Raw genomic sequence first — 18,612 nt, 5'->3', positions numbered from 1 at the left:
TCCGTCGCGCCTTCACCCGGCCCCGGTGCCGCGTCCCGCCAGCCGGTCCGCCAACTCCCCGCGCGCACGCTCGACTTCGTCCGACGCCTGGTGGTGGTCGCTGTCCCTGGCGCACTCCTCCGCACGGTCGAGCAGCGCGGCGGCTGTCGGCGGGTCGGTGTGCATGCGGACGCGGGCGAGGGCGACCAGCGCGAAGGCCAGGGCCGCCGCACCGAAGGGTTCGGCCAACTCCACTGCCGAGCAGGAGAGTTGCTCCGCCTCCGCGTGCTCACCCCTGCGCAGGTGCAGCTCGGCGAGGTTGGCCCGTTCGAAGGCGGTCGCCGTCGGGCGTCCCGCGCGCTCGGCCAGGGTGAGCGCGCGCCGCCCGTGCGCGAGGGCGTCGTCCAGCCTGCCCGCCCGGCAGGCGTTCTCGCGCAGCACGGACAGGACGTTGGCGAGGAGCGCCGGATCGCCGCAGGTCTCCGCCGGGGCGAGGGCCCGTCCGGCGAGTGCCACCGCCTGGTCCAGGTCGCCCGCCAGGCTGAGGCAGATGGACTGCTGGGCCAGCGCGCGGGCCCGCAGCGCCTGTCCTGCCGTGCCCGGCACGGCGGTGCTCGCCTCCTGGGCCAGGCGCGCCGCCGTCAGCGCCTCGTCGTACGCGCCCGCGTAGAAGCCGACCATGGCGCGGGCCATGTGGTGCGTGCCGGTCACGAGCGCGGGCGTGCGTGAGGTGGGCGCGTGGCGTCGGAGCGTGGCCCGTGCCTGCTCCGCCGTGGCGCTGCGGCAGAGCACTTCGGCGAGGCGGGCGGCGGTCAGCACGCAGTCGTCGCGCTCGCCGTGCCGCTCGTAGGAGGCGAGTGCCTCCCGCAGCGTGCGGGCCGCTTCCCCGTAGCGCCCCGACCGTTCCAGGGAGGCGGCCCAGGCAAGGCGCACCCGCGCGGCGTCGGCCTGCGCCCCGGTCTCGTCCTCGACCGGCTGTCCTGGCGCGGCGGGCTCCGGGTCGCGCAGGGCGGCGCGGTGCAGACGCCGCGTCCGCGGTCCCGGCCCCGCGCCGAGTTCGTCCTCCAGGGCCGCCGCGCACCTCTCGTACTGCCGTACCGCCCTGCCCCGCAGGCCCTGACGCAGATACGCCTCGATCAGGACCCGGTGCGCGCCCTCGTCGGCGGGTGCGTCGGCCAGGGCGCGGCGGGCGGTGCGCACCGCGCCTGCCACGTCGTCCTCGGCGAGGCGCGCGGCGGCCAGGGCGGTCCTGACCCGTCGGCGGAGCTCGGTGAGGCGTTCACGGCACGGTTCGGCCCAGGGTGCGTAGGGGTCATCGGGGAGCGGCTCGCCGGTGAACGCGGCGAGGGCGGCGGCGAGTTCGGGCACCGAGCCCGTCGTCAGCGCGCGTTCGGCGAGGCTCTCCGCGTGGTCGGTGTCGATCCAGACGCGGTCGGGCGCCAGGCGCAGAAGTGCGCCGTCGCCGATCAGATACGCGGAGGCGGCACGCGGCGCGAGTTCCGGTTCCAGGGCGTGCCGGGCGGTGTGCAGGGCGACGCGCAGGCTCCGCAGGGCGGGCGCCAGTTCGGCGTTCGGCCAGCACACGGCCATGACGCGCTCGCGGTGCAGTTGGTGTCCCGGGGTGACCGCGAGCAGCTTCACCAGGGTCCGCGCGCCGGGCCTCGACCAGCGTTCGACGGTCCTCGCGCCGTCGCCCCTCTCGGTACGGAAGCCGCCGAGGAGGTGGATGCGGAGCAGCGGCGGTGCCTGCGCCGTACGCTCCGCGACGCCGTCCGAATGTGCTGCCGCGCCCGTCACGGTCCGTCACTCTAGCCGCAGCACACGCGGAACAGAGGGCCGTTACACAGGAATTACTGGCCGGAAACCGTTGGTGGTTCCGGCACTTCAGAGGTGTGCCCGGCGAAGATCGCGCCAATGTCGCACGGGCCTGGGAGCGGCCGCGCGCAGCGCGTTGACGGTGCCGAAAGCGGTGATCAGGATGTGTGCGTTCCCTCCACCACACCCCCGTGTCCCTCCCTGAGGAGGCAGTGTGAAACGCTCCCGAGCCATCGGTGCCGGTGTCCTGTTCCTGCTCGGCACGACCGCCGCCGTCGCCCAGGCCGCGCAGAGCGGTCCGACGGCGCAGCACCCGCCCGCCGTGACCTCCGCCGCGTCCTGGTGCGCCAAGCAGGGCGGCACCGCGCAGACCCAGTACCCCTACCGCACCGATCCCCGAACCCAGGAACTCGTCCGGCTCGGCGGCGAGCGGACGATGTGCGTCTTCAGCGCCGACGACGGCTCCAGGATCGCGATCGCGGCGGACACCCTGGCGGCGGAGAAGGAGACGCTGGCCCAGCGCGCGTACCAGCGCAAGATCGCCGACCCCGGCGGCGGCGTCGGGAACCCGTCCATCGCCTACTGCCACGCGATCAACGGCACCGCGATGTACGGGCCGGGCAAGCTGGACGCCGGTGGCTGGGGTCCCAAGGGCGCCACCAAGTCCGACCAGGTGATCTCCGCGTGCATGTTCGGCGACGGCTCGGTCATCGACGCCTGGGGCCTGAAGTACCACACGGGCGGGGTGATCCGCGGCGCCGACCTCGCGGAGAAGTTCCGGGCCGAGAGCTCCTGATCCCGCCGGGCCGAACGGCCCGTGGCCCGGGGACCGTCGGCCCTGCCGCGGTGCCCGGGCCGGGACCACCCTTGGACCGCATGCCCCAGTCCAGATACGTCCGCGCAGGCCGCGGGCTCGGCCTGCTCATACTGCTCGCAGGAGCGCTCGGCACGGTCGCCTCCACCGAGTTGGCCCGCGACCGCATCGCCTCGCTCGCCGACCCGGCGTTCTCCCCCGGCTGCGACATCAACACGGTGCTCAGCTGCGGTGACGTCATGGCGGCCTGGCAGAGCGAGGTCCTCGGCGTCCCGAACGCGCTGTTCGGCATCGCCGGTTTCGCCGCCCTCGCCGCGTTCGGGCTCGTCCTGCTGTCCGGGGCCCGCTTCCCCCGGTGGCTGTGGCTGCTCCTCCAGGCGGGCGTCACGGCGGCGTTCGGCTTCGTGGTCTGGCTGATCACCCAGTGCCTGTACGTCATCGGGGCGCTGTGCCCCTGGTGCATGCTGATCTGGGCGGTCGTCCTGTCCCTGTTCTGGTACGTGAGCGTGCACTCCCTGCGCTCGGGAGCGCTACCCGCGCCCCGGCGCCTCACCGGGGCGGTGACCCGGTGGGCGTGGCTGGGGCCGGTCCTGATGTACGGCTTCCTCGCCGTACTGATCCTGATCCGCTTCGGCACGCGTCTGTGGTGAACGCCGACCGCTAGGGCCGTCTCGCCTGTGCCACGAACTCCCGTACGGCGGACTCCAGTCGGAGGGCGTTCTCCCGGCCGCTCGTCTTGAGGCCGTGCCGGTTGGCCAGCCACGCGCCGGTGGAGTACGTCAGCTGGGTCTCCCCGTGTTCGTCCTGCCAGACGAGCACCTTCGACGGCAGGTCGATCCCCGATGTCCGGCGGTCCTGCATCAGCCGGGTGCCGACGGCCGGTCTGCCGAACAGGACCAGGCGGGTGGGGCGGAGCGTCATGTCCACCTTCTCCGCGTTGGCCTGGTGGTCGATGACGGCGAGCACGTGGTGGCCGGCCTCGGTCGCCGCGGCGCGGAGCCGGTCCACCACGGCGTCGACGGTGCCGGGCGCGGGAAGCGTGACGAGCCCCGAGGCCGTCTCGCTGGGCATTGGTTCGTTCACGCGCTTCACCGTAGGCGGCGGGGGCGCGCACGGGCGGGCGACCCGCCCGGCGCGGCCGACGTACGCGGCTCCCTCCGTGCCCGGATCCGTCAGTGGTGGAATCCCGGCTGCTCGGGCGCGTGGCCGCCGGGGCCCGACGTCATCAGCCGGTCGACGGCGGCGCCGATGTCGTCGGCGAGCAGCCCGATCTTGTCGTGGCCGGTGCCGTGCCGCACCAGGACCCGCTGGATGACGGTGTCGTCACGCCCGGCGGGCAGCGGATAGGCGGGCACCTGCCAGCCGCGCTTGCGCACCTCTTCGGTCAGGTCGTAGAGGGTGAACCCGGCCGTGGCCGGGTCGGCGAGCTTCCAGGAGACGGCGGGCAGCGCGCCCCTCCCGTCGTACAGGACGGTGAAAGGACCCATCTTCTCGATCCGTTCGGCCAGCATGTGGGCGGTGGCCGCGCACGCCTCGTACACCTTGCGGTAGCCCTCGTGGCCCAGGCGCAGCATGGTGTAGTACTGGGCGACGATCTCGCCGCCGGGGCGGGAGAAGTTGAGGGCGAAGGTGGGCAGGTCGCCACCGAGGTAGTTCACGCGGAAGATCAGGTCCTCGGGGAGCAGGTCGGCGGAGCGCCACACCACCCAGCCGACGCCGAGCGGTGCCATGCCGTACTTGTGCCCCGAGGTGTTGATGGAGGCGACGCGCGCCAGCCGGAAGTCCCAGACCAGTTCGGGGTGGAGGAACGGGGCGAGGAAGCCGCCGCTCGCCGCGTCCACGTGGACGGGGATGTCGAGGCCCGTCTCGGCCTGGATGCGGTCGAGTTCGGCGACGATCTCGGCGACCGGTTCGTAGGCGCAGGTGAAGGTGACGCCGAGGATGGCGACGACTCCGATGGTGTTCTCGTCCACGTAGTCCTTGAGCTGCTCGGCGCGCATGCCCAACGCGTCCTCCTCCAGCGGGACTTGCCGTAGTTCCACGTCGAAGTAGCGGGCGAACTTCTCCCAGCACACCTGCACGGGCCCCGCGACGATGTTGGGCCGGTCCGTGGACTTGCCCTCGGCCTCGCGGCGCTTGCGCCAGCGCCATTTGAGGGCGAGGCCGCCGAGCATGCAGGCCTCGCTGGAGCCGGTGGTGGAGCAGCCGAGGGTGGTCTCCCCCTCCGGCGAGTTCCACAGGTCGGCGAGCATGTGCACACAGCGGTTCTCGATCTCGGCCGTCTGCGGGTACTCGTCCTTGTCGACCATGTTCTTGTCGAGGCACTCGTTCATGAGCCCGTGCACCTCGGGCTCGGCCCAGGTGGTGCAGAACGTGGCGAGGTTCTGCGAGGCGTTGCCGTCGAGCGCGAGCTCGTCGTGGATCAGTTCACGGACGGCACGGGGGTCGGAGGCCGAGCGCGGCATCTTGTACTTGGGCAGGATCTGTTCGCTGATCGGCAGCGCGTAGACGTCGTCGAAGGGGCTGCCGGGCTTGACGGGGTGATGCGTGGTCCGGTGCAGGGGCATGGGAGGAGTTCCTTCCGGGCACGGGGGCGGACGCCGTCATCGTGGGGATCCTCGCGAGCGCGGCCGGGGATGTCCACGGCCACTCCCATCGAAGGGAGGAAGTCGCTGCGGCGAATGCACCAGCGGGCCGCGCGGGCCTCAGGGGCCCCGGGATGATCGGCGGCATGTGGCTCACCGTGCAGATCGTCGGCTCCCTGCTCGTCCTCGTCGCGTTCGTCGCCGTGCAGGCGGACCGGATGCGCACCGACGCCTGGTCGTACCTCTGGCTCAACGCGACCGGCTCGCTCCTCATGGCCGTCGACGCGGTCGTGGAGGGCGACTGGGGGTTCCTGCTCCTGGAGGGGACGTGGGCCGTCGTCTCCTTCTGGGGCCTGATCGCGAAGTCGCGGGGGCGGGCGACAGGGGCGGGCCACTGACCCGCCTCCCGCCATCGGCGCCCCGGCGGCTCAGGGAGCGGGGACCTTGTGCACGGCGGTGTCGCCCGGGTCCAGGCGCCGACCGTCCGCGGCCAGGACCTCCAGGGGGCGCAGGCGCTCTCCCTCGCGGCGGTCGACCAGCTCCGAGTGCGGCTCCCCCGGGGTGAAGAAGTTCCGCTCGCCCCACTGCCGCAGCGCCACGATGACGGGGAAGAGCTCCTTGCCCTTCTCCGTCAGTACGTACTCGCGGTAGGCGCTGCCGTCCGACGCGGGGACGGACGCGAGGACCCCGCCCGCGACCAGGGAGCGCAGCCGCGCGGTGAGGATGTTCTTCGCGACCCCGAGGCTGCGCTGGAACTCCCCGAAGCGCCTGCTTCCGTCGAAGGCGTCCCGCACGATCAGCAGCGACCACCAGTCGCCGATCGCGTCCACCGACCGGGCGACGGGGCATGCGCTGTCGTCGAACCGCGTCCTGGTCACCATGGCGTCCGCCTTCCACTCCCGATCTGGTTGCAACATGCTACCAGGAGGGCTACGGTCGCCATCGGTAGCAAGTTGCAACCAGAATGCGAACGTGTGGGAGGGATGCCGATGCCCGGCAACTGCGAGGTGGCGAGAGGACATACCGAGGCGGGCGACGGACCGCAGCCGCCAGGCGCCGCCCCGCCGCCAGCCGTCCCCCTGCCGCCCCGAAGCGCCCTGTCGCGCGGCATCGTCCTGCTCTTCGCCGTCGCCTGCGGCGCGGCGGTGGCCAACGTCTACTTCTCCCAGCCGCTCCTGGTGACCATCGGACACGACCTCGGCATGAGCCCGGCGCTCGTCGGCAGCGTCGTCACCCTCACGCACGTCGGCTACGGACTCGGCCTCTTCTTCCTCGTACCGCTGGGTGACGTGGCCGACCGCAGACGGCTCGTCGTGGCCCAACTGCTGGTCCTGGTCGTGGCGTTGGCCCTGGTCGCCACCGCCCGCACGGCCGCGGTCCTGCTCGCGGGCATGGCCGCGACGGGACTCCTCGCGGTCGTCACCCAGACCCTGCTCGCCTTCGCGGCATCGCTGGCCCCCACCGCAGGGCGCGGCCGCGTCGTCGGGACGGTCACCAGCGGCGTGGTCATCGGCATCCTGCTCGCCCGCACCGTGTCCGGCGTCCTCGCCGACCTCGCGGGCTGGCGCTCCGTCTACCTCGCCTCCGCGTCTCTCACCACGCTGCTCGCCCTGGTCCTGTACCGGGTGCTGCCGCGCCGCGATGACGCCCCGCCGACCACGGACCTGCGCTACGGACAGCTCCTGCGCTCCACCGTCACCCTGTTCGCACGGGAGCGGCTGCTCCGGCTCAGGGCCCTGTTCGGTCTGCTGATCTTCGCCTCCTTCAGCACGCTGTGGAGCAGCGTCGCACTGCCGCTCAGCGAGGCCCCGTACTCCTTCTCCCACAGCGCGATCGGGGCCCTCGGCCTCATCGGCGTCGCGGGCGCCCTGGCCGCGAGCGCGGCGGGCCGCCTCAACGACCGGGGCCTCTCGCAGCGGACGACCGGCATCGCCCTGGCGCTGCTCGCCGCGTCATGGCTGCCGCTTGCCTTCACCCGCGGCTCGCTCTGGGCCCTCTTCCTCGGGGTGGTCCTGCTCGACCTCGCCGTACAGGCCGTCCACGTCACCAACCAGACGTTGATCTACGCGCTGCACCCGGACGCGGGCAGCCGGATCATCGGCGGATACATGGTCTTCTACTCGATCGGCAGCGCCACCGGCGCCATCGCCGCGACCTCGCTGTACACGGCGGCGGGGTGGGGCGCGGTCTGCGGGCTGGGCGCCGGGTTCAGTGGTCTGGGGCTCGTGCTGTGGGCGTTCACACGTGACAGACCGACAGCTCAGTCGAGCTTGCGTGCGACGCCTCCGTAGATGCCGATCTCACCGGACCTCGCCGCCGGGCTGCCCTCCGGGCGCCAGAACGGGACCTGGACCAGGCCGGGATCGACCAGCTCGAAGCCGTCGAAGAACCGCTCGACCCTGGCCCGGGAGCGCAGGTTCAGCGTGGCGGTCGCCTGGTTGTAGACGGCCTGGGCGTCGCTGCGGTCGGCGAAGTCGCCCGTGGCGTGCGAGAGCACCAGGAAGCTGCCGGGCGCCAGCGCGTCGCGCAGGGTGGCGACGATCCGCTCGGGCCGCTCCGCGTCGGTGAGGAAGTGGACGACGGCCACGAGGAACAGGGCCACGGGCTCGTCGAAGTCGATGACGCGGCGGACGTCGGGATGGTCCACGACGCCTCGCGGGTCGCGCAGATCGGCCAGCACGCTGCTGGTTCCGCCGACGCCGTCGAGCAGCACCTCGGCGTGCGTGTTCACGATCGGGTCGTTGTCGATGTAGGCGACGCGGGCGTCCGGCACCGTCTCCTTGGCGATCTCGTGCACGTTCGGCGACGTGGGCAGGCCGGTGCCGATGTCGAGGATCTGGCGGACGCCCGCGCCGGTGACGTGGCGGACGGCGCGCCCCATGAACTCGCGGTTGGCCCTGACTCCGATGCGCACCTCGGGCGCGGCGGCGGCGAGTTCGTCACCGGCGCGCTGGTCCACCTCGTAGTTGTCCTTGCCGCCGAGGAGGTAGTCGTAGATCCGCGCGGGATGCGGCTTGCTGGTGTCGATGTCCTCCGCGTGGAGCCCGCCCTGACTCAACTCTCGCCCCTCTCACCACCACGCCCCGGTGGGCGCCGCGTACCGATGGCCACACCCTTTCACACGAACTCCGCTGACCACAGGGGCTGTTGCCCGTACCGTGTCGCTAGAGTGCGGCCCCCGTTGCCTCGCCACCCTGGGCGCGTTGCAGATAGAGCTGCCGGGCGTCGAGTACTCCGACTCCCAGCTGATATCCGCCATGCTCGCCCTGATCGCGATCGACGCGTTCGTCGACCGGGTGGACTCCTCGCGGTCCGTCGAGCGGGAACTGGGCAGGATCCATCGGCGCCTGGCCGTCGCGGACTCCTCCGGGATCCGGTTCTCCCAGCGCATCGAGCGGCTTCATCGTCATCGACGCCGGGGAGCGGGACCAGCGGATGGACGTCCAGGTCTACATGTACAAGAAGTCCGCGGACGCCTCCCCGCTGCTGCGCCTGAACTCCGAGAGCGACGCCAAGTGGTGGCAGACCTTCCTGGAGCAGTACGAGACCTACTGGTCCGAGGCCCGGAGCGTGCCCCGGTGACCGGCGCTCCTCCGGAACGCGAGCCCACTCCGGAACTCCTCGCCCTGACACGGGAGTTGCGTGCCGTCGGCGAGATGGGCGCCGTCCTGACGGACGGGGCCGAGGACCGCGAGCGGTACCGGCGCGTCCTCGGGATCGCCGAGATCCTGGCGACGACCGAAGGCCGTGGACCGGTGCGGCCGCCCGCCGACGTCGCCGAGCAGTGGTTCCACGTCTCCGTCGTTATCAATAGGTGGCGCGTAGAACCTCTGGTGAAGCGGGGCACACGAGTCTCAGGCACGTCAGGCACGGCGACTCGTCGTTCGGCCTCAGCCTGTGATCGACTCGGAAGACATTCAGGCGCGAGGGGCTGTTCTGATGGATCAATTCCGACGCTGCTGCCGCGCAGGTGGGCCGGAAATGCACTGAGGGGCGCTGGGTCGTGAGGCCGTTCGTCTTCAAGCGCGCCGACAGCTTGTGGCCTGAGGGCTCCACTCTCTTGCACGTGTATCTATGCGTGGGTCCTGATCGCGACCGCGCGCTCACGAGGTTGGTCACCAGCGCGCACGAGGCGTTGAAGGGATTCGCGGTTGCCCCAGTTCCTCCTCATTGGCTGCATATCACCCTCGATCAAATCACTGACCGATCCGCTGCTCTCATCTCGCAGGGTGAGCGTGACGCCCTTGTGGCTGAACTCGGCGCGCGATTGGCGGACTTCTCGCCCTTCGAGGTACAGGTCGGCTCGCTGCTCAGCTACCACAGCGGCGTGATCGCGGACCTCCATCCGGACGACGGCATCGTGGCCCTGCACCGCGCCGTCCGTGAGGCGATTCGCGCGGTCCGCGGCGATGAAGCGGTCCGCTATCCGTGGGGAGTCCAGCACCTCACGGTCGCCTACGCGTCCGGGGCTGTGTCCTCGGACGATGCCCAGCGGCTCCTGCGCCGGGTCCGCCCCAGTCACGCCTCGCTGCACGTCACCGAAGTGCAGCTCGTCGACGTCACGGCCAATAGCCCGGCTAAGACGATCACCTGGGAACGGCTTGCCACCATCCCGCTCGGGAGTACATCGGGGACCCCCGGGGAGCATGTCGGCGCGGGCGGCCCACGGCCTTCATGTTGATTCACCCGGTCGTTAATTGAAAAGCTTACTGAGCGTTTCAGCAGATGCCGTGATACGGCACATCCGGAATGTACGCCTCCCAGTCGGCGCGGGACAATCCGCCGCGGGCGCGATCGCAGACGGTTTCGGTGGCGCGCTCGGGGTCGATGGCGTACGAGCGAAGGGGAACATTTCCACCGGCCACGAGCACGGTCTTGTCGTCCTCGCTGAACGCTACCGCCTTGACGGCGTCTCCGGCGCTGGGCAGCGGGCCCCCGAGGGGACGGCCGGAGGCGGCGTCCCAGAGGCGGACGGTGCCTTCGTCGCCGCCGACGGCGAGGATCTTGCCGTCGTGGGAGTAGGCGAGGGCGTCCGCCGACTCCAGCTCACTGTCCAGCCCTGAATGCGTCCCGGGGAGGGAGGCCGTGCGCCGTGTGGCGTCGCCGTCGTACAGGGTCACCCGGCCTGTGCCCTCGCCAACGGCCAGTTGCCCGCCGTCGGGCGGGTAGGCAAGGGCATTGGTGACCAACGGCCCTGAGGCGTCCTTGGCCCGGCGACCTGATGGCAGGGCTAAGGTCCCGAAAACGGTGGCGAGGCGTCGTCCGTCCGGCCGCATCGCCACGGCGCCGCTTCCAGGGCTCATCTGGTAGTCACTCCAGTCCTGGGGGTCGGCGTCGTCCCACACGGGGTGTACCGTCTTGGTTCCGTTCCGTACGTTCCACGTCACCAGGGCGGGCTCGGGTTCCTGACGGAGGGCGAGCAGGGAGGTGCCCTGGGTGTTCAGCGCGATCGACTGAGCGCCGTATCCCTTCGCGCCGATGACGAAGTCCGCGCGCCGGCGGTTCTTCCGCAGGTCCCACACCTTGATCTGTTGCGGGCGCAGAAGGAAGCCCTCCCTATCCAGTGCAACGGCCCCGTATGCGAGCCATCGGCCGTCGCCGCTGAATGCCAACGAGGGCCAGCACCAGAAGTCCCAGGAGTCCTCGCTCGGGTGGCAGTCGGCCGACGGCAGTGTCACCGCCCGACCACCGCCGGCTGTGGGCCGCACCTCGAATCGCGCCCTCCCGCGCTCGTCGCGAGCCGTGAGGAGCTGCGTGCCGTCCGGGCTGAAGGCTGCCCCCACGGAAGCGCGGCTCCAGGAGGCGACGGCATCGCCCAGGAACAACGTCCGCACGGATGTGATCGCGCCGTCGTCTCCCTCCAGATATCTGATCATGCGCTGTTCCGGGTCCAGTCGCAGATCTTGGACGGACTCGCCGGAGAGGCGAAATTGGTGCACGAGCTCGTATCCGTCGGCCAGGACCCGCCACAGCAAGATCGCCTCGCTGTCGACGGCGACGGCGAGCCGCCCGTCAGAGCTGAACTCGACATCGTTCAGCGGTCCCTCGTGCTCGACCTGGAGCACCTTCCTCCCCGTACCTAGGTCGTAGCCGCGTATGTTTTCTCCCACGGTCAGCAGCCTGCCCTGTGGATCGAAGCGTAGTTGCGAGTCGCTGCGGCACGCGGCGCGGGACAACGCCGCGCGGAGTGTTCGCAGTCGGTGCTGCGGGCCGACGTCCCACACCTTCAGGGACTGCCCGTCGCACAGGGCCAGGTGCCGGTCGTCCCGGCTGACCGCCACGCTACCGATATCGGCGCCCTTGCGCTGGAACACCATGCGCCCCTGCCGCAGGTCCCACAGCCTCACCGATGTGGCGCCCTCCATCAGCACCATGCGCCCGCTGAGGGTGGAGGAGAGGTCTTCTTCCTCGACGTGGAGATCTACGACGGACGCACCAATCGACTTCCCGGAGGAGAGATCACGGACCCGCCATCCGTACTCTCCTCGCATCAGCAGCTGCCGCCCGTCCGGGGTGAGACCCGCCGGCCTCTCCCCCTCGGACAGGCGGAACCCGCCGATGCGCCGATGGCTGGCCACGTCCCAGGCGTCCACTCGGCGACCGGCCTCCGAGGCCGCGGTAATCGTCCGTCCGTCTTTGCTGAGCGACACCGTGTCGTTGTCCCGTCCGCTCGGGAGGGCAAACGCGTCTTGCTCGCGCTGCGTTGTCGCCCCCAGCAGCGCTGCCTTGGCCTCATCCGTAGGTTTGATCCGCCATGCCGCCGCGCTCAACCGCATCGCAGTCCTGGGGTCGGTGGCGCGCATGTTCTCCGCGAGCGACGCAAGGCGGCGGGAGGTGGCCTCCGCGCGGCGCTGGTCACCCTCGCGGTTCTGCTGCCAGGCCACCACTCCCACTATCAAGGAGAGCACCACAATTGCGGCCACAAAGGCCGTCGAGCTCCGTCGGCGTCGGAGTTCGCGCGCACGGGCGGCCCGTCCGGCCGCCAGGAACTCGGCCTCCGCAAGGGCGAGTTCGCCCGCCGCCGTTCCGTCGAACGCCTCCTCCGCCTCTGCCAGACGGACCCCTCGGTACAGGGATCCGGAGTCTTTTCCCAGTTCCTCCCACGTTTGGGTGTCCTGTCGGAGGCGACGGTGCAGGAGCAGCCGCTCACGGTCCTCGTTGAGCCAGGCGCCTAGCCGGGGCCAGGCGGTGATCAGTGCCTCGTGGGCGAGGTCGACGGTGTCCTCGTCCAGCGTGACCAGTCGGGCGCGCGTCAGCCGGTCCAGCACGGTGTCTGTCTCGCCCGCGTCGGTCGTCCGTCCCTGAAGGGCGGAGCGGTTCACCGGGCAGCGGGTGTCCGGTGCGCCCTGGCCAGGGGTGATCAGCCGCAGCAGAATCCTGCGGGCAGTGATCCGCTGGTCCGTCGAGAGCGCGGCGTACAGGTCCTCTGCGGTCTGGGCGATGGCGCCGTGAATGCCGCCGGCGGCCTCGTAGGCATGCAAGGTCAGGGCGCGGCCGCGGCGGCGGCGCCACGTCTCCAGCAGAGCGTGCGACAGCAGGGGCAGACCGCCCGGCTCCTCGCGCACCTCGGCGATGAGACGCTCGGTCAGGGCCCGCTCGACGATCAGCCCGGCTACGGCGGCGGGTTTGACGATCGCCTCACGCAACTCCCCGTCCGTCATCGGCCCCACGGGCAGGCTCGCCTGCCGGATGACAGCGGCCAGGCCCTCGTGTTCCAGGCAGCGGCCGTAGAAGTCGGCCCGTACCCCCAGCACGATCCGGAGCCTGCTGTCGGCCTCCCGGGCGGACAACAGCAAGTTGATGAAAGCCGCCTGCTCCTCCGGAGCAGGGTGGAGGGTGAACAGTTCTTCAAACTGATCGACGATCAGCCAGGTTTCCCCTTGCCCCGGTGCCGGGATGAACCTGTCCCGGTGGGTGTGCAGGGGGCGCGGACCGGGGGTGAAGATGCGGATCGCCACCGGCCTTGTCACCGCCTCGGGCAGGTGCTGGAGGCGCGGGACGAGCCCTGCGCGCAGCAGGGAGGACTTGCCGCTGCCGGATGGGCCAAGCACCGCGGTGATCCGGTGTGCGAGGACGAGTTGAACGAGGGTGTCGGTCAGCTCCTGGCGACCGAAGAAGCAGTCCCTGTCTCCCGGCTCGAACCGGGTTAGCCCTGGGTAGGGTCCATTCTCCTCCCGGCCTGGGGATTTCTGCAGGTCCTGTTCGCGGCTGGCCTGGTGCCAGCGCTGTTCCCACTCACTCGGGTCACCGCCGCATGCGCGTACGTACGCCAGCGTGACCTCCAGCGACGGCAGGCTCTCTCCCGCTGCGGCCTGGGATAGGGCGGTCACCGAGTAGTTCGCCCGCTGAGACATCGCCCGGTAGGGCAATCCTCCGGCCTCCTGACGCAGCTTGCGTAAGTCGAGCGCGAACCGGGGTACTGGCCCCGCAGCCGGATCGATCGGTTTTTCCTGACGTCCCATGACAAGCCCCCCGATCGGTGATCACGCGATCGCCAACGTACGGGGCTCCGGAACAGGCCAACAAGAGAACCTCCGGCCAACCCGAGCGGTGACGTACTGCGGAGAGAGTTTTGTTCAGCACCACGAATCGGGCCTGCTGAACAACGCGACAGCCACTGAAATCAGTGGTGCAAGGCCGGAGCCGCCCATGTCAATCGGACCGGCGGCATCAACCAAGGGGGACCTATGGCGAAGCATCGCCTCGGCGCGCTCTTCGGCGCGCTCGCAATCGGCGCCGCCGTGCTGCCGGCTGGCTCGGTTGTCGCGCAAACCGATGATTCCACGAGTACGGCGGCCGTCCGCTGCAACGCGAACCACGCCTACACCTTCTCGACAAGCGGCGGGGGCGGGCCCGTGTACCTGAACGTCGGGGGTGGGAGCCACAAGGGGGCCAAGGTGATTACGTGGCCGTGGTCCGGCGGGCAGGGCAACGAGAAGTGGTGCCTGACCCAGGGGCCGCGCGGGTACGGGTGGAATCTCCGTCCGTGGGACAACAGGGGACTCTGCCTGGATGTTCCCCACAGCAGGTACAAGAAGGGGCAGGGCCTCGTCGTCTGGAACTGCAACGGGCGGAAGAACCAGGACTTCTACGTGAAGCCCGTGCATTCGGACTACAGCTACACCTTGCTCGGTCCGTGGGAGAAGCAGGACCTGAAGATCCATCGGGGTGCGGATGAACGCGGCAGCCAGGTCTCGCTGTGGTCGCACTTGAACCTGCATGCCAAGTGGAAGTGACCTCTGGATCGCGCATGAGTTGAGGCCCCGCCGCGGCGGAGCACGGCGGGACCTCAGTTTCAGTGTGCTCTCAGGTCAACGCCCGCACCGGAGTTCTGACGTGCTCACGCTCTGCTCTCGGAGCCAGATGAGAATGGCCGCAAGGTGGAGAGCGGCCTGGTAGACAGTGGCGAGCTTGTCAGTGCGCATCACCAGGCCGCGCCAGTGTTTCGAGCGGACGATCACCTGGGAGCGGCTCGCGTCCCTCCCGCCCGGCGGCCAGTAGGCGAACTGGGTCACTGAGGTAGGTTGCCCTCCCGGATCATCCGTCGCAGGCTCGTCCTGGAGGCCGCGAGGTCGTCCTCCAGTGCCGCGACTTGTCGCTGGAGTGAGGAGGTTTCCGCTCGCGCCGCATCCCGTTCGCCGGTCAGCCGCTGTGCGGCCTCGGTCAGTTCATCGACCCGTGCCACCAGATCCGCGTTGCCGAGCTGGTCGAGCTGATGGCCGAGGCTGCGCTGCAGTGCCGCCTTGAGCTGGTCGCGTTCCTTCCGCAGTGCGCGGGCCTCGGCCCGCGTCAGCTCGAGGTCGGTCTTCAGGCTGGTGGCGCTCGCGGAGCGACCGGCCGCCCGGTCGTGGGCGGGCTTCAGTGCCTGCTGCGTGCGAGCGGTGTCGATGTGCTCGCGCACCCCGTCCGCGTAGACCAGCCAGTTGGAGACCTGTGCGCGCCGGCGGACCTCCGCGAACGTCACGGGCTCCCGGGCGGCCACCATCTGGTCGACCACCGCCAGGACCCGGGCGCGTTTGCGGGTGCTGTCGCGGCGCCGTGCCTCCACCAGCGCGTGCGCCGTGTTCTCCCGGCCGCTCATCGGTTCGTCTCCTGTCGGTTCACCACGGTCAGCGGCAGCAGTGTTCGGCCGTTCGTCGCGCGTACCTTGCGGAGCACGCGGCTCGCTTCCTGGATCTCGGCCCGGATCTCCTCGGGCAGGCCGGTCATCCGCTCATTCATCCGCTCGATCACGCCCTGGAAGGCGGTGACCTGGTCAGACAGGTTACGGATCACGAAGTCGTCGACGCCCATGGCCTCCGCGAGCTCGCGGTCCGCCTTCAGCTCCCGTACATGGTCCTCGATGGCGGGCAGGTAGGAGGGGTCTGGCCGGTAGAACCCACAGCCCGCGCACTGGAAGCGGATCGGGCACTTCTGGCCGCCAGCCTTCACGTTCGACGGCTCGGTGCACCCGCCGAACGGCACGGCGACGGACTTCTGCTCGTAGGAGACGCCCGAGGGGAACGGCGCGGTGTTGCCGCGGCGGTCCACCGCGTGGAGGCGCAGCGTCTCCACTGCCTGCCGCTTCCGTCTGATGGTGACGCGGTAGTAGCCCATCGTGGTGGAGGCGTTGCGGTGATCCATCAACGCCATCAGGACGTCGAGCGGGGTGCCCGCGTCAGCGTGCCGCTGCGCGTAGGACGAGCGGAACGCGTACGCGAAGACCTTCGACCGGTCGAAGGGGAGCGGTGTGCCGTCCTCGTCGGGCGCGTCGGAATCGATCCTCTCCAGGCCGTCCACCCATGCCCGCAGCACCTGGCCGAACTCGTGGCTGCTCAGGTGCGGTGTTTTCGCGACCTGGCCGATCGCCGGGAACAGGTAGCTGTCGGTGTGCTGGGGGAAGACCAGCTGGAGGCGGCGCCGCTGCCAGGCCAGGATCGCCTCGGCTGTGGATTTCTCGATCGGCAGGGACCGCTTGAGGCGCTTGCCCTTGAAGTTGTCCCAGATCAGCGTGTACTGGCCGTCCTCGTAGCGCAGGCACTCCAGGGCGAGCCCGCAGAACTCCCGCGGGCGCCGTCCGGTGTCCCGGCACACCATGTACGCGGTCTTCATCAGCCAGTGCGTGTCCTCCGGCCTCAGCGGCCCGTACGCGCGGTCGCGCCCGATCGAGGCAAGCTGCTCGTCGAGCTGCCGGATCACGTACTCCGGGATCGCCTTTCCGGCCTCGTCCTCCTCCTGCACCTCCATGACCGGGATGCGGTGGTAGGACTGCACCGCGAACTTCGGCGACAGCTCGGGCAGCAGGTCCTCGCGCCGGGCGAATTCCAGCAGGTCACCGAACTTCCGCTTGCGCTGCTTGCGGGTCGCGTACGCGTACAACGTCTCGTCTGGGCGGGTGGTGACCGCGCAGGCATCGACCACGGCGTCCATGTCCACCAGCCGCAACGCCGCCGGATCGTGCCCTCCTCCGGGGCGCAGCGACAGGGCGGTCGATGCCACGATGCACGCCTTCCGCGTCGCGGAGAACTCCTGCGATTCCGGCTGTTTCAGCCGGGCCCAGCTGACCAACAGGCTCCGCAGCCAGCCCTGTTGGATGCTTGCCAGGGAGGCAGTGCCGCTGCGGGTCCGCCGCCCCGAGCGCGTCTTGGTCGACGACAGGCCGAGCGTGCGCAGCTCGACGGTGTCCTGCTGGGCCGGATCGAGTCCGCGGAACTCGCTGTACCCGGCGTGCACCCAGTGGATCAGCTCGTGCGCGGTGTAGAGGCGGTTCGTGCTGTTCACGGGGAAGCGGTCCGGGTCGACCGCGGCCAGGGTGTCCTCGGTCAGCAGCATGCCGATCGTCTGCCGCAGGGTCCCCGGAGCGATCTGCGCACCACGGGCCTCGCGCCGCTGCAGCGCGTAGAGGAACTCCAGGCGCACCAGCGGCGCCAGTGGGACGAGCGAGAACTGATGCGGCGCCAACCAGGGGGCGTCCCGCGCGGCCCACTGGGCCTCCGAGCAGACCGCTCCGCGCCGGATCGCCTCCCGCCGGCGCCCTGCGTGATACCGGCACAACAGGCCTCTGCCCCCGGCCACTTGGTCGGCGCACCCGGCGACCCCGCAGCCGGGCCGCGCCGTCATGGGCAGGGCGATACCGCTCGCCCACCGCTCCCGGTTCGCGCCCTGATGGTCACGCAGGTATCGGGGCCACTTCTCGCTGTGCGACTCGCACAGCCCCTCGGCGCTGACCTCGCGACCGCAGCGGACGTTGTCCTGGGAGACCGCGCAACGGGGCAGGGCACCGGTAGCTGGGTCGCGGCCGGTGCCGGGGATGATGACGAGCTGGTCGGCGGTCAGCCCCTCGCGTCGCATCCGGGCGGTGCAGCTGCCGCAGGCGCCGCCCTTGGTCAGGGAGCGCCGCATACATGCGACGACCTTGCACGGGAACACCCAGGTGAGCGGGTTGGCGAAGTCCCCAGTGAACAGCAGCGCCTCAGCGTTCCACTCGCCGGGGCGCCACTCGGCCAGGAGGTTGTCGATCAGCCAGCTCTCCCATCCGGCCGGGTCGACCGGGACGGCAAGCTCGTAGACCAGCGTGCTCGGCGCGAGACTCATCGGGCACCTGCCAGTTCTCGCCTCGCCGCCGCGTTCTCAATCGCGGTCCGCATCTCCGCGTCGCTGACGTGAAGGTAGGGGGCGAGCGAGGACGGCGACTGGTGGCCCAGCAGCGCGGAGACAACGTCCCGCGGCTCACCGGAGCGGATCCACTCGGTCGCCGCGCTGTGCCGCAGCATGTGCGGACGCAGGACCAGGCAGACCCGGCGCGCGAGCCGGTCGAACATGTCCTTGACCGCCGAGTACGTCATGGCGCGACCGATCGGCCCACGGAAGAGATTCACGAACACCATGTCGCTCGCCCACGCCTCCGGCGAGAGCACAGCGACCTCGTCGCGTTCATGGACGTAGTCGACGTACAGGCCGACCGCCTCCTCGGTCACGGGTATCACCCTGGCGACCGGCGACCGGCGACTTCGCGAGCGCGCCGTTGGTGTTGATCCGGCGACGCACATGCACGTGTGGCCCCGCTATCGGGCAGCCGAGCGTACGAGAACTGGACAACAGGTGCATGTCCTCGCGGCGCAGGCCAAGAGCCTCGCCGATGCGCATGCCGGTCACCCAGAGCAGACCGACGAGGAAGCGGTCTCGGGCGCGGTTCGCACCGAGCACTGCGCGGTCGACCTCGCCTGGAGTCAGCCACGCGATGCCCTCGTCGGAGACCGTGAACTTGAGCTCCGACGTCTGGATCGTGCGGAACTGCCCGTCCTCCCCGGCCTGGAACCCGCGCGGCAGGTACACGAGGTGCTTCTCGTGGGACAGCTGCGCGCCGAGGTCGGCGGGGACCCATTCCTGCCGGACGCCGAAGCGCAGGAACTCGCACGTCGTGGTCACCACGGCGTTCGC

General features: G+C 70.5%; 19 protein-coding genes. 7 read left to right on the top strand and 12 right to left on the bottom strand.

Features of this window, described 5'->3' with window-relative positions:
* Nucleotides 1–12: 12 nt before the first annotated feature.
* On the bottom strand, nucleotides 13–1,776 hold the full coding sequence (locus KY5_RS39260; protein WP_098246661.1) for an AfsR/SARP family transcriptional regulator: 1,764 nt from the start codon (nucleotides 1,774–1,776) through the stop codon (nucleotides 13–15).
* A 232-nt stretch (nucleotides 1,777–2,008) separates the two neighbouring features.
* Here KY5_RS39260 and KY5_RS39255 point away from each other — a divergent pair, with 232 nt between their 5' ends.
* The gene (locus tag KY5_RS39255; RefSeq protein ID WP_098246660.1) at nucleotides 2,009–2,590 is read left to right on the top strand and encodes a hypothetical protein; all 582 of its coding nucleotides are present in this window, start codon (nucleotides 2,009–2,011) and stop codon (nucleotides 2,588–2,590) included.
* An 80-nt stretch (nucleotides 2,591–2,670) separates the two neighbouring features.
* Complete coding sequence (locus tag KY5_RS39250) at nucleotides 2,671–3,258, top strand: vitamin K epoxide reductase family protein (protein ID WP_159072714.1); 588 nt, start codon at nucleotides 2,671–2,673, stop codon at nucleotides 3,256–3,258.
* A gap of 10 nt (nucleotides 3,259–3,268) precedes the next feature.
* Here the strand turns inward: KY5_RS39250 and KY5_RS39245 are convergent, their stop codons facing one another.
* A complete protein-coding gene (locus KY5_RS39245) occupies nucleotides 3,269–3,691 on the bottom strand; it encodes a DUF302 domain-containing protein (RefSeq protein ID WP_159072713.1) in 423 nt (140 codons plus the stop codon).
* Between the two features lie 89 nt (nucleotides 3,692–3,780).
* Nucleotides 3,781–5,175: a glutamate decarboxylase gene (locus tag KY5_RS39240; protein WP_098246657.1), complete on the bottom strand. Its 1,395-nt coding sequence runs from the start codon at nucleotides 5,173–5,175 to the stop codon at nucleotides 3,781–3,783.
* A gap of 152 nt (nucleotides 5,176–5,327) precedes the next feature.
* Here KY5_RS39240 and KY5_RS39235 point away from each other — a divergent pair, with 152 nt between their 5' ends.
* Complete coding sequence (locus tag KY5_RS39235; RefSeq protein WP_234363086.1) at nucleotides 5,328–5,591, top strand: CBU_0592 family membrane protein; 264 nt, start codon at nucleotides 5,328–5,330, stop codon at nucleotides 5,589–5,591.
* Nucleotides 5,592–5,621: 30 nt separating this feature from the next.
* Here the strand turns inward: KY5_RS39235 and KY5_RS39230 are convergent, their stop codons facing one another.
* Nucleotides 5,622–6,074, bottom strand: coding sequence for a winged helix-turn-helix transcriptional regulator (locus KY5_RS39230; RefSeq protein ID WP_098246656.1), 453 nt, complete (start codon nucleotides 6,072–6,074; stop codon nucleotides 5,622–5,624).
* Between the two features lie 102 nt (nucleotides 6,075–6,176).
* On the opposite strand from KY5_RS39230, the gene KY5_RS39225 reads away from it, so the two are divergent.
* Nucleotides 6,177–7,484, top strand: a complete 1,308-nt coding sequence (locus KY5_RS39225; RefSeq protein WP_418952893.1) for an MFS transporter — start codon at nucleotides 6,177–6,179, stop codon at nucleotides 7,482–7,484.
* Here KY5_RS39225 and KY5_RS39220 read toward each other — a convergent pair.
* Both KY5_RS39220 and KY5_RS42020 read right to left on the bottom strand, forming a co-directional pair.
* Nucleotides 7,454–8,251 carry an SAM-dependent methyltransferase gene (locus KY5_RS39220; protein WP_098246655.1) on the bottom strand — a complete coding sequence of 266 codons (798 nt, stop codon included), beginning with the start codon at nucleotides 8,249–8,251 and terminating at the stop codon, nucleotides 7,454–7,456. The genes KY5_RS39225 and KY5_RS39220 overlap by 31 nt on opposite strands.
* A 106-nt stretch (nucleotides 8,252–8,357) precedes the next feature.
* Nucleotides 8,358–8,603, bottom strand: a complete 246-nt coding sequence (locus KY5_RS42020) for a hypothetical protein (RefSeq protein ID WP_159072712.1) — start codon at nucleotides 8,601–8,603, stop codon at nucleotides 8,358–8,360.
* Between the two features lie 25 nt (nucleotides 8,604–8,628).
* On the opposite strand from KY5_RS42020, the gene KY5_RS42015 reads away from it, so the two are divergent.
* Nucleotides 8,629–8,775, top strand: coding sequence for a hypothetical protein (locus KY5_RS42015; protein WP_159072711.1), 147 nt, complete (start codon nucleotides 8,629–8,631; stop codon nucleotides 8,773–8,775).
* Here the strand turns inward: KY5_RS42015 and KY5_RS39215 are convergent.
* Entirely contained in the window at nucleotides 8,742–8,987 is a 246-nt protein-coding gene (locus KY5_RS39215) for a hypothetical protein (RefSeq protein ID WP_098246654.1), read from the bottom strand. The genes KY5_RS42015 and KY5_RS39215 overlap by 34 nt on opposite strands.
* 176 nt (nucleotides 8,988–9,163) lie before the next feature.
* Between KY5_RS39215 and KY5_RS39210 the strand changes: the two genes are divergently transcribed.
* A complete protein-coding gene (locus KY5_RS39210) occupies nucleotides 9,164–9,874 on the top strand; it encodes a 2'-5' RNA ligase family protein (protein ID WP_324965827.1) in 711 nt (236 codons plus the stop codon).
* Nucleotides 9,875–9,911: 37 nt separating this feature from the next.
* On the opposite strand, the gene KY5_RS39205 is transcribed toward KY5_RS39210, so the two are convergent.
* A complete protein-coding gene (locus tag KY5_RS39205; protein ID WP_107645734.1) occupies nucleotides 9,912–13,655 on the bottom strand; it encodes a WD40 repeat domain-containing protein in 3,744 nt (1,247 codons plus the stop codon).
* Nucleotides 13,656–13,880: 225 nt separating this feature from the next.
* On the opposite strand from KY5_RS39205, the gene KY5_RS39200 reads away from it, so the two are divergent.
* Nucleotides 13,881–14,429: an RICIN domain-containing protein gene (locus KY5_RS39200; RefSeq protein WP_098246651.1), complete on the top strand. Its 549-nt coding sequence runs from the start codon at nucleotides 13,881–13,883 to the stop codon at nucleotides 14,427–14,429.
* Nucleotides 14,430–14,704: 275 nt separating this feature from the next.
* Here KY5_RS39200 and KY5_RS39190 read toward each other — a convergent pair whose 3' ends face one another.
* From KY5_RS39190 to KY5_RS43155, 4 genes are read right to left on the bottom strand one after another with little or no spacing between them, the layout of a single operon-like run.
* Nucleotides 14,705–15,274 carry a DUF6262 family protein gene (locus KY5_RS39190; protein ID WP_199843449.1) on the bottom strand — a complete coding sequence of 190 codons (570 nt, stop codon included), beginning with the start codon at nucleotides 15,272–15,274 and terminating at the stop codon, nucleotides 14,705–14,707.
* Nucleotides 15,271–17,766, bottom strand: a complete 2,496-nt coding sequence (locus tag KY5_RS39185) for a tyrosine-type recombinase/integrase (RefSeq protein ID WP_098246649.1) — start codon at nucleotides 17,764–17,766, stop codon at nucleotides 15,271–15,273. Before KY5_RS39185 ends, KY5_RS39190 begins: the two co-directional genes overlap by 4 nt.
* Nucleotides 17,763–18,149 (bottom strand): tyrosine-type recombinase/integrase, encoded by a 387-nt coding sequence (locus KY5_RS43160; RefSeq protein ID WP_324965826.1) that lies wholly within the window; start codon nucleotides 18,147–18,149, stop codon nucleotides 17,763–17,765. The genes KY5_RS39185 and KY5_RS43160 overlap by 4 nt, the downstream gene beginning before the upstream one ends.
* Nucleotides 18,106–18,603, bottom strand: a complete 498-nt coding sequence (locus tag KY5_RS43155; protein ID WP_324965825.1) for a hypothetical protein — start codon at nucleotides 18,601–18,603, stop codon at nucleotides 18,106–18,108. The genes KY5_RS43160 and KY5_RS43155 overlap by 44 nt, the downstream gene beginning before the upstream one ends.
* Nucleotides 18,604–18,612 lie beyond the last annotated feature (9 nt).

Origin of the sequence: Streptomyces formicae (assembly GCF_002556545.1) — a bacterium.
In the GTDB taxonomy this organism is placed as follows: Bacteria; Actinomycetota; Actinomycetes; order Streptomycetales; family Streptomycetaceae; genus Streptomyces; species Streptomyces formicae_A.
Note: the sequence above shows the minus strand (reverse complement) of the source record. Positions and strands in the feature narration are given on the sequence as shown.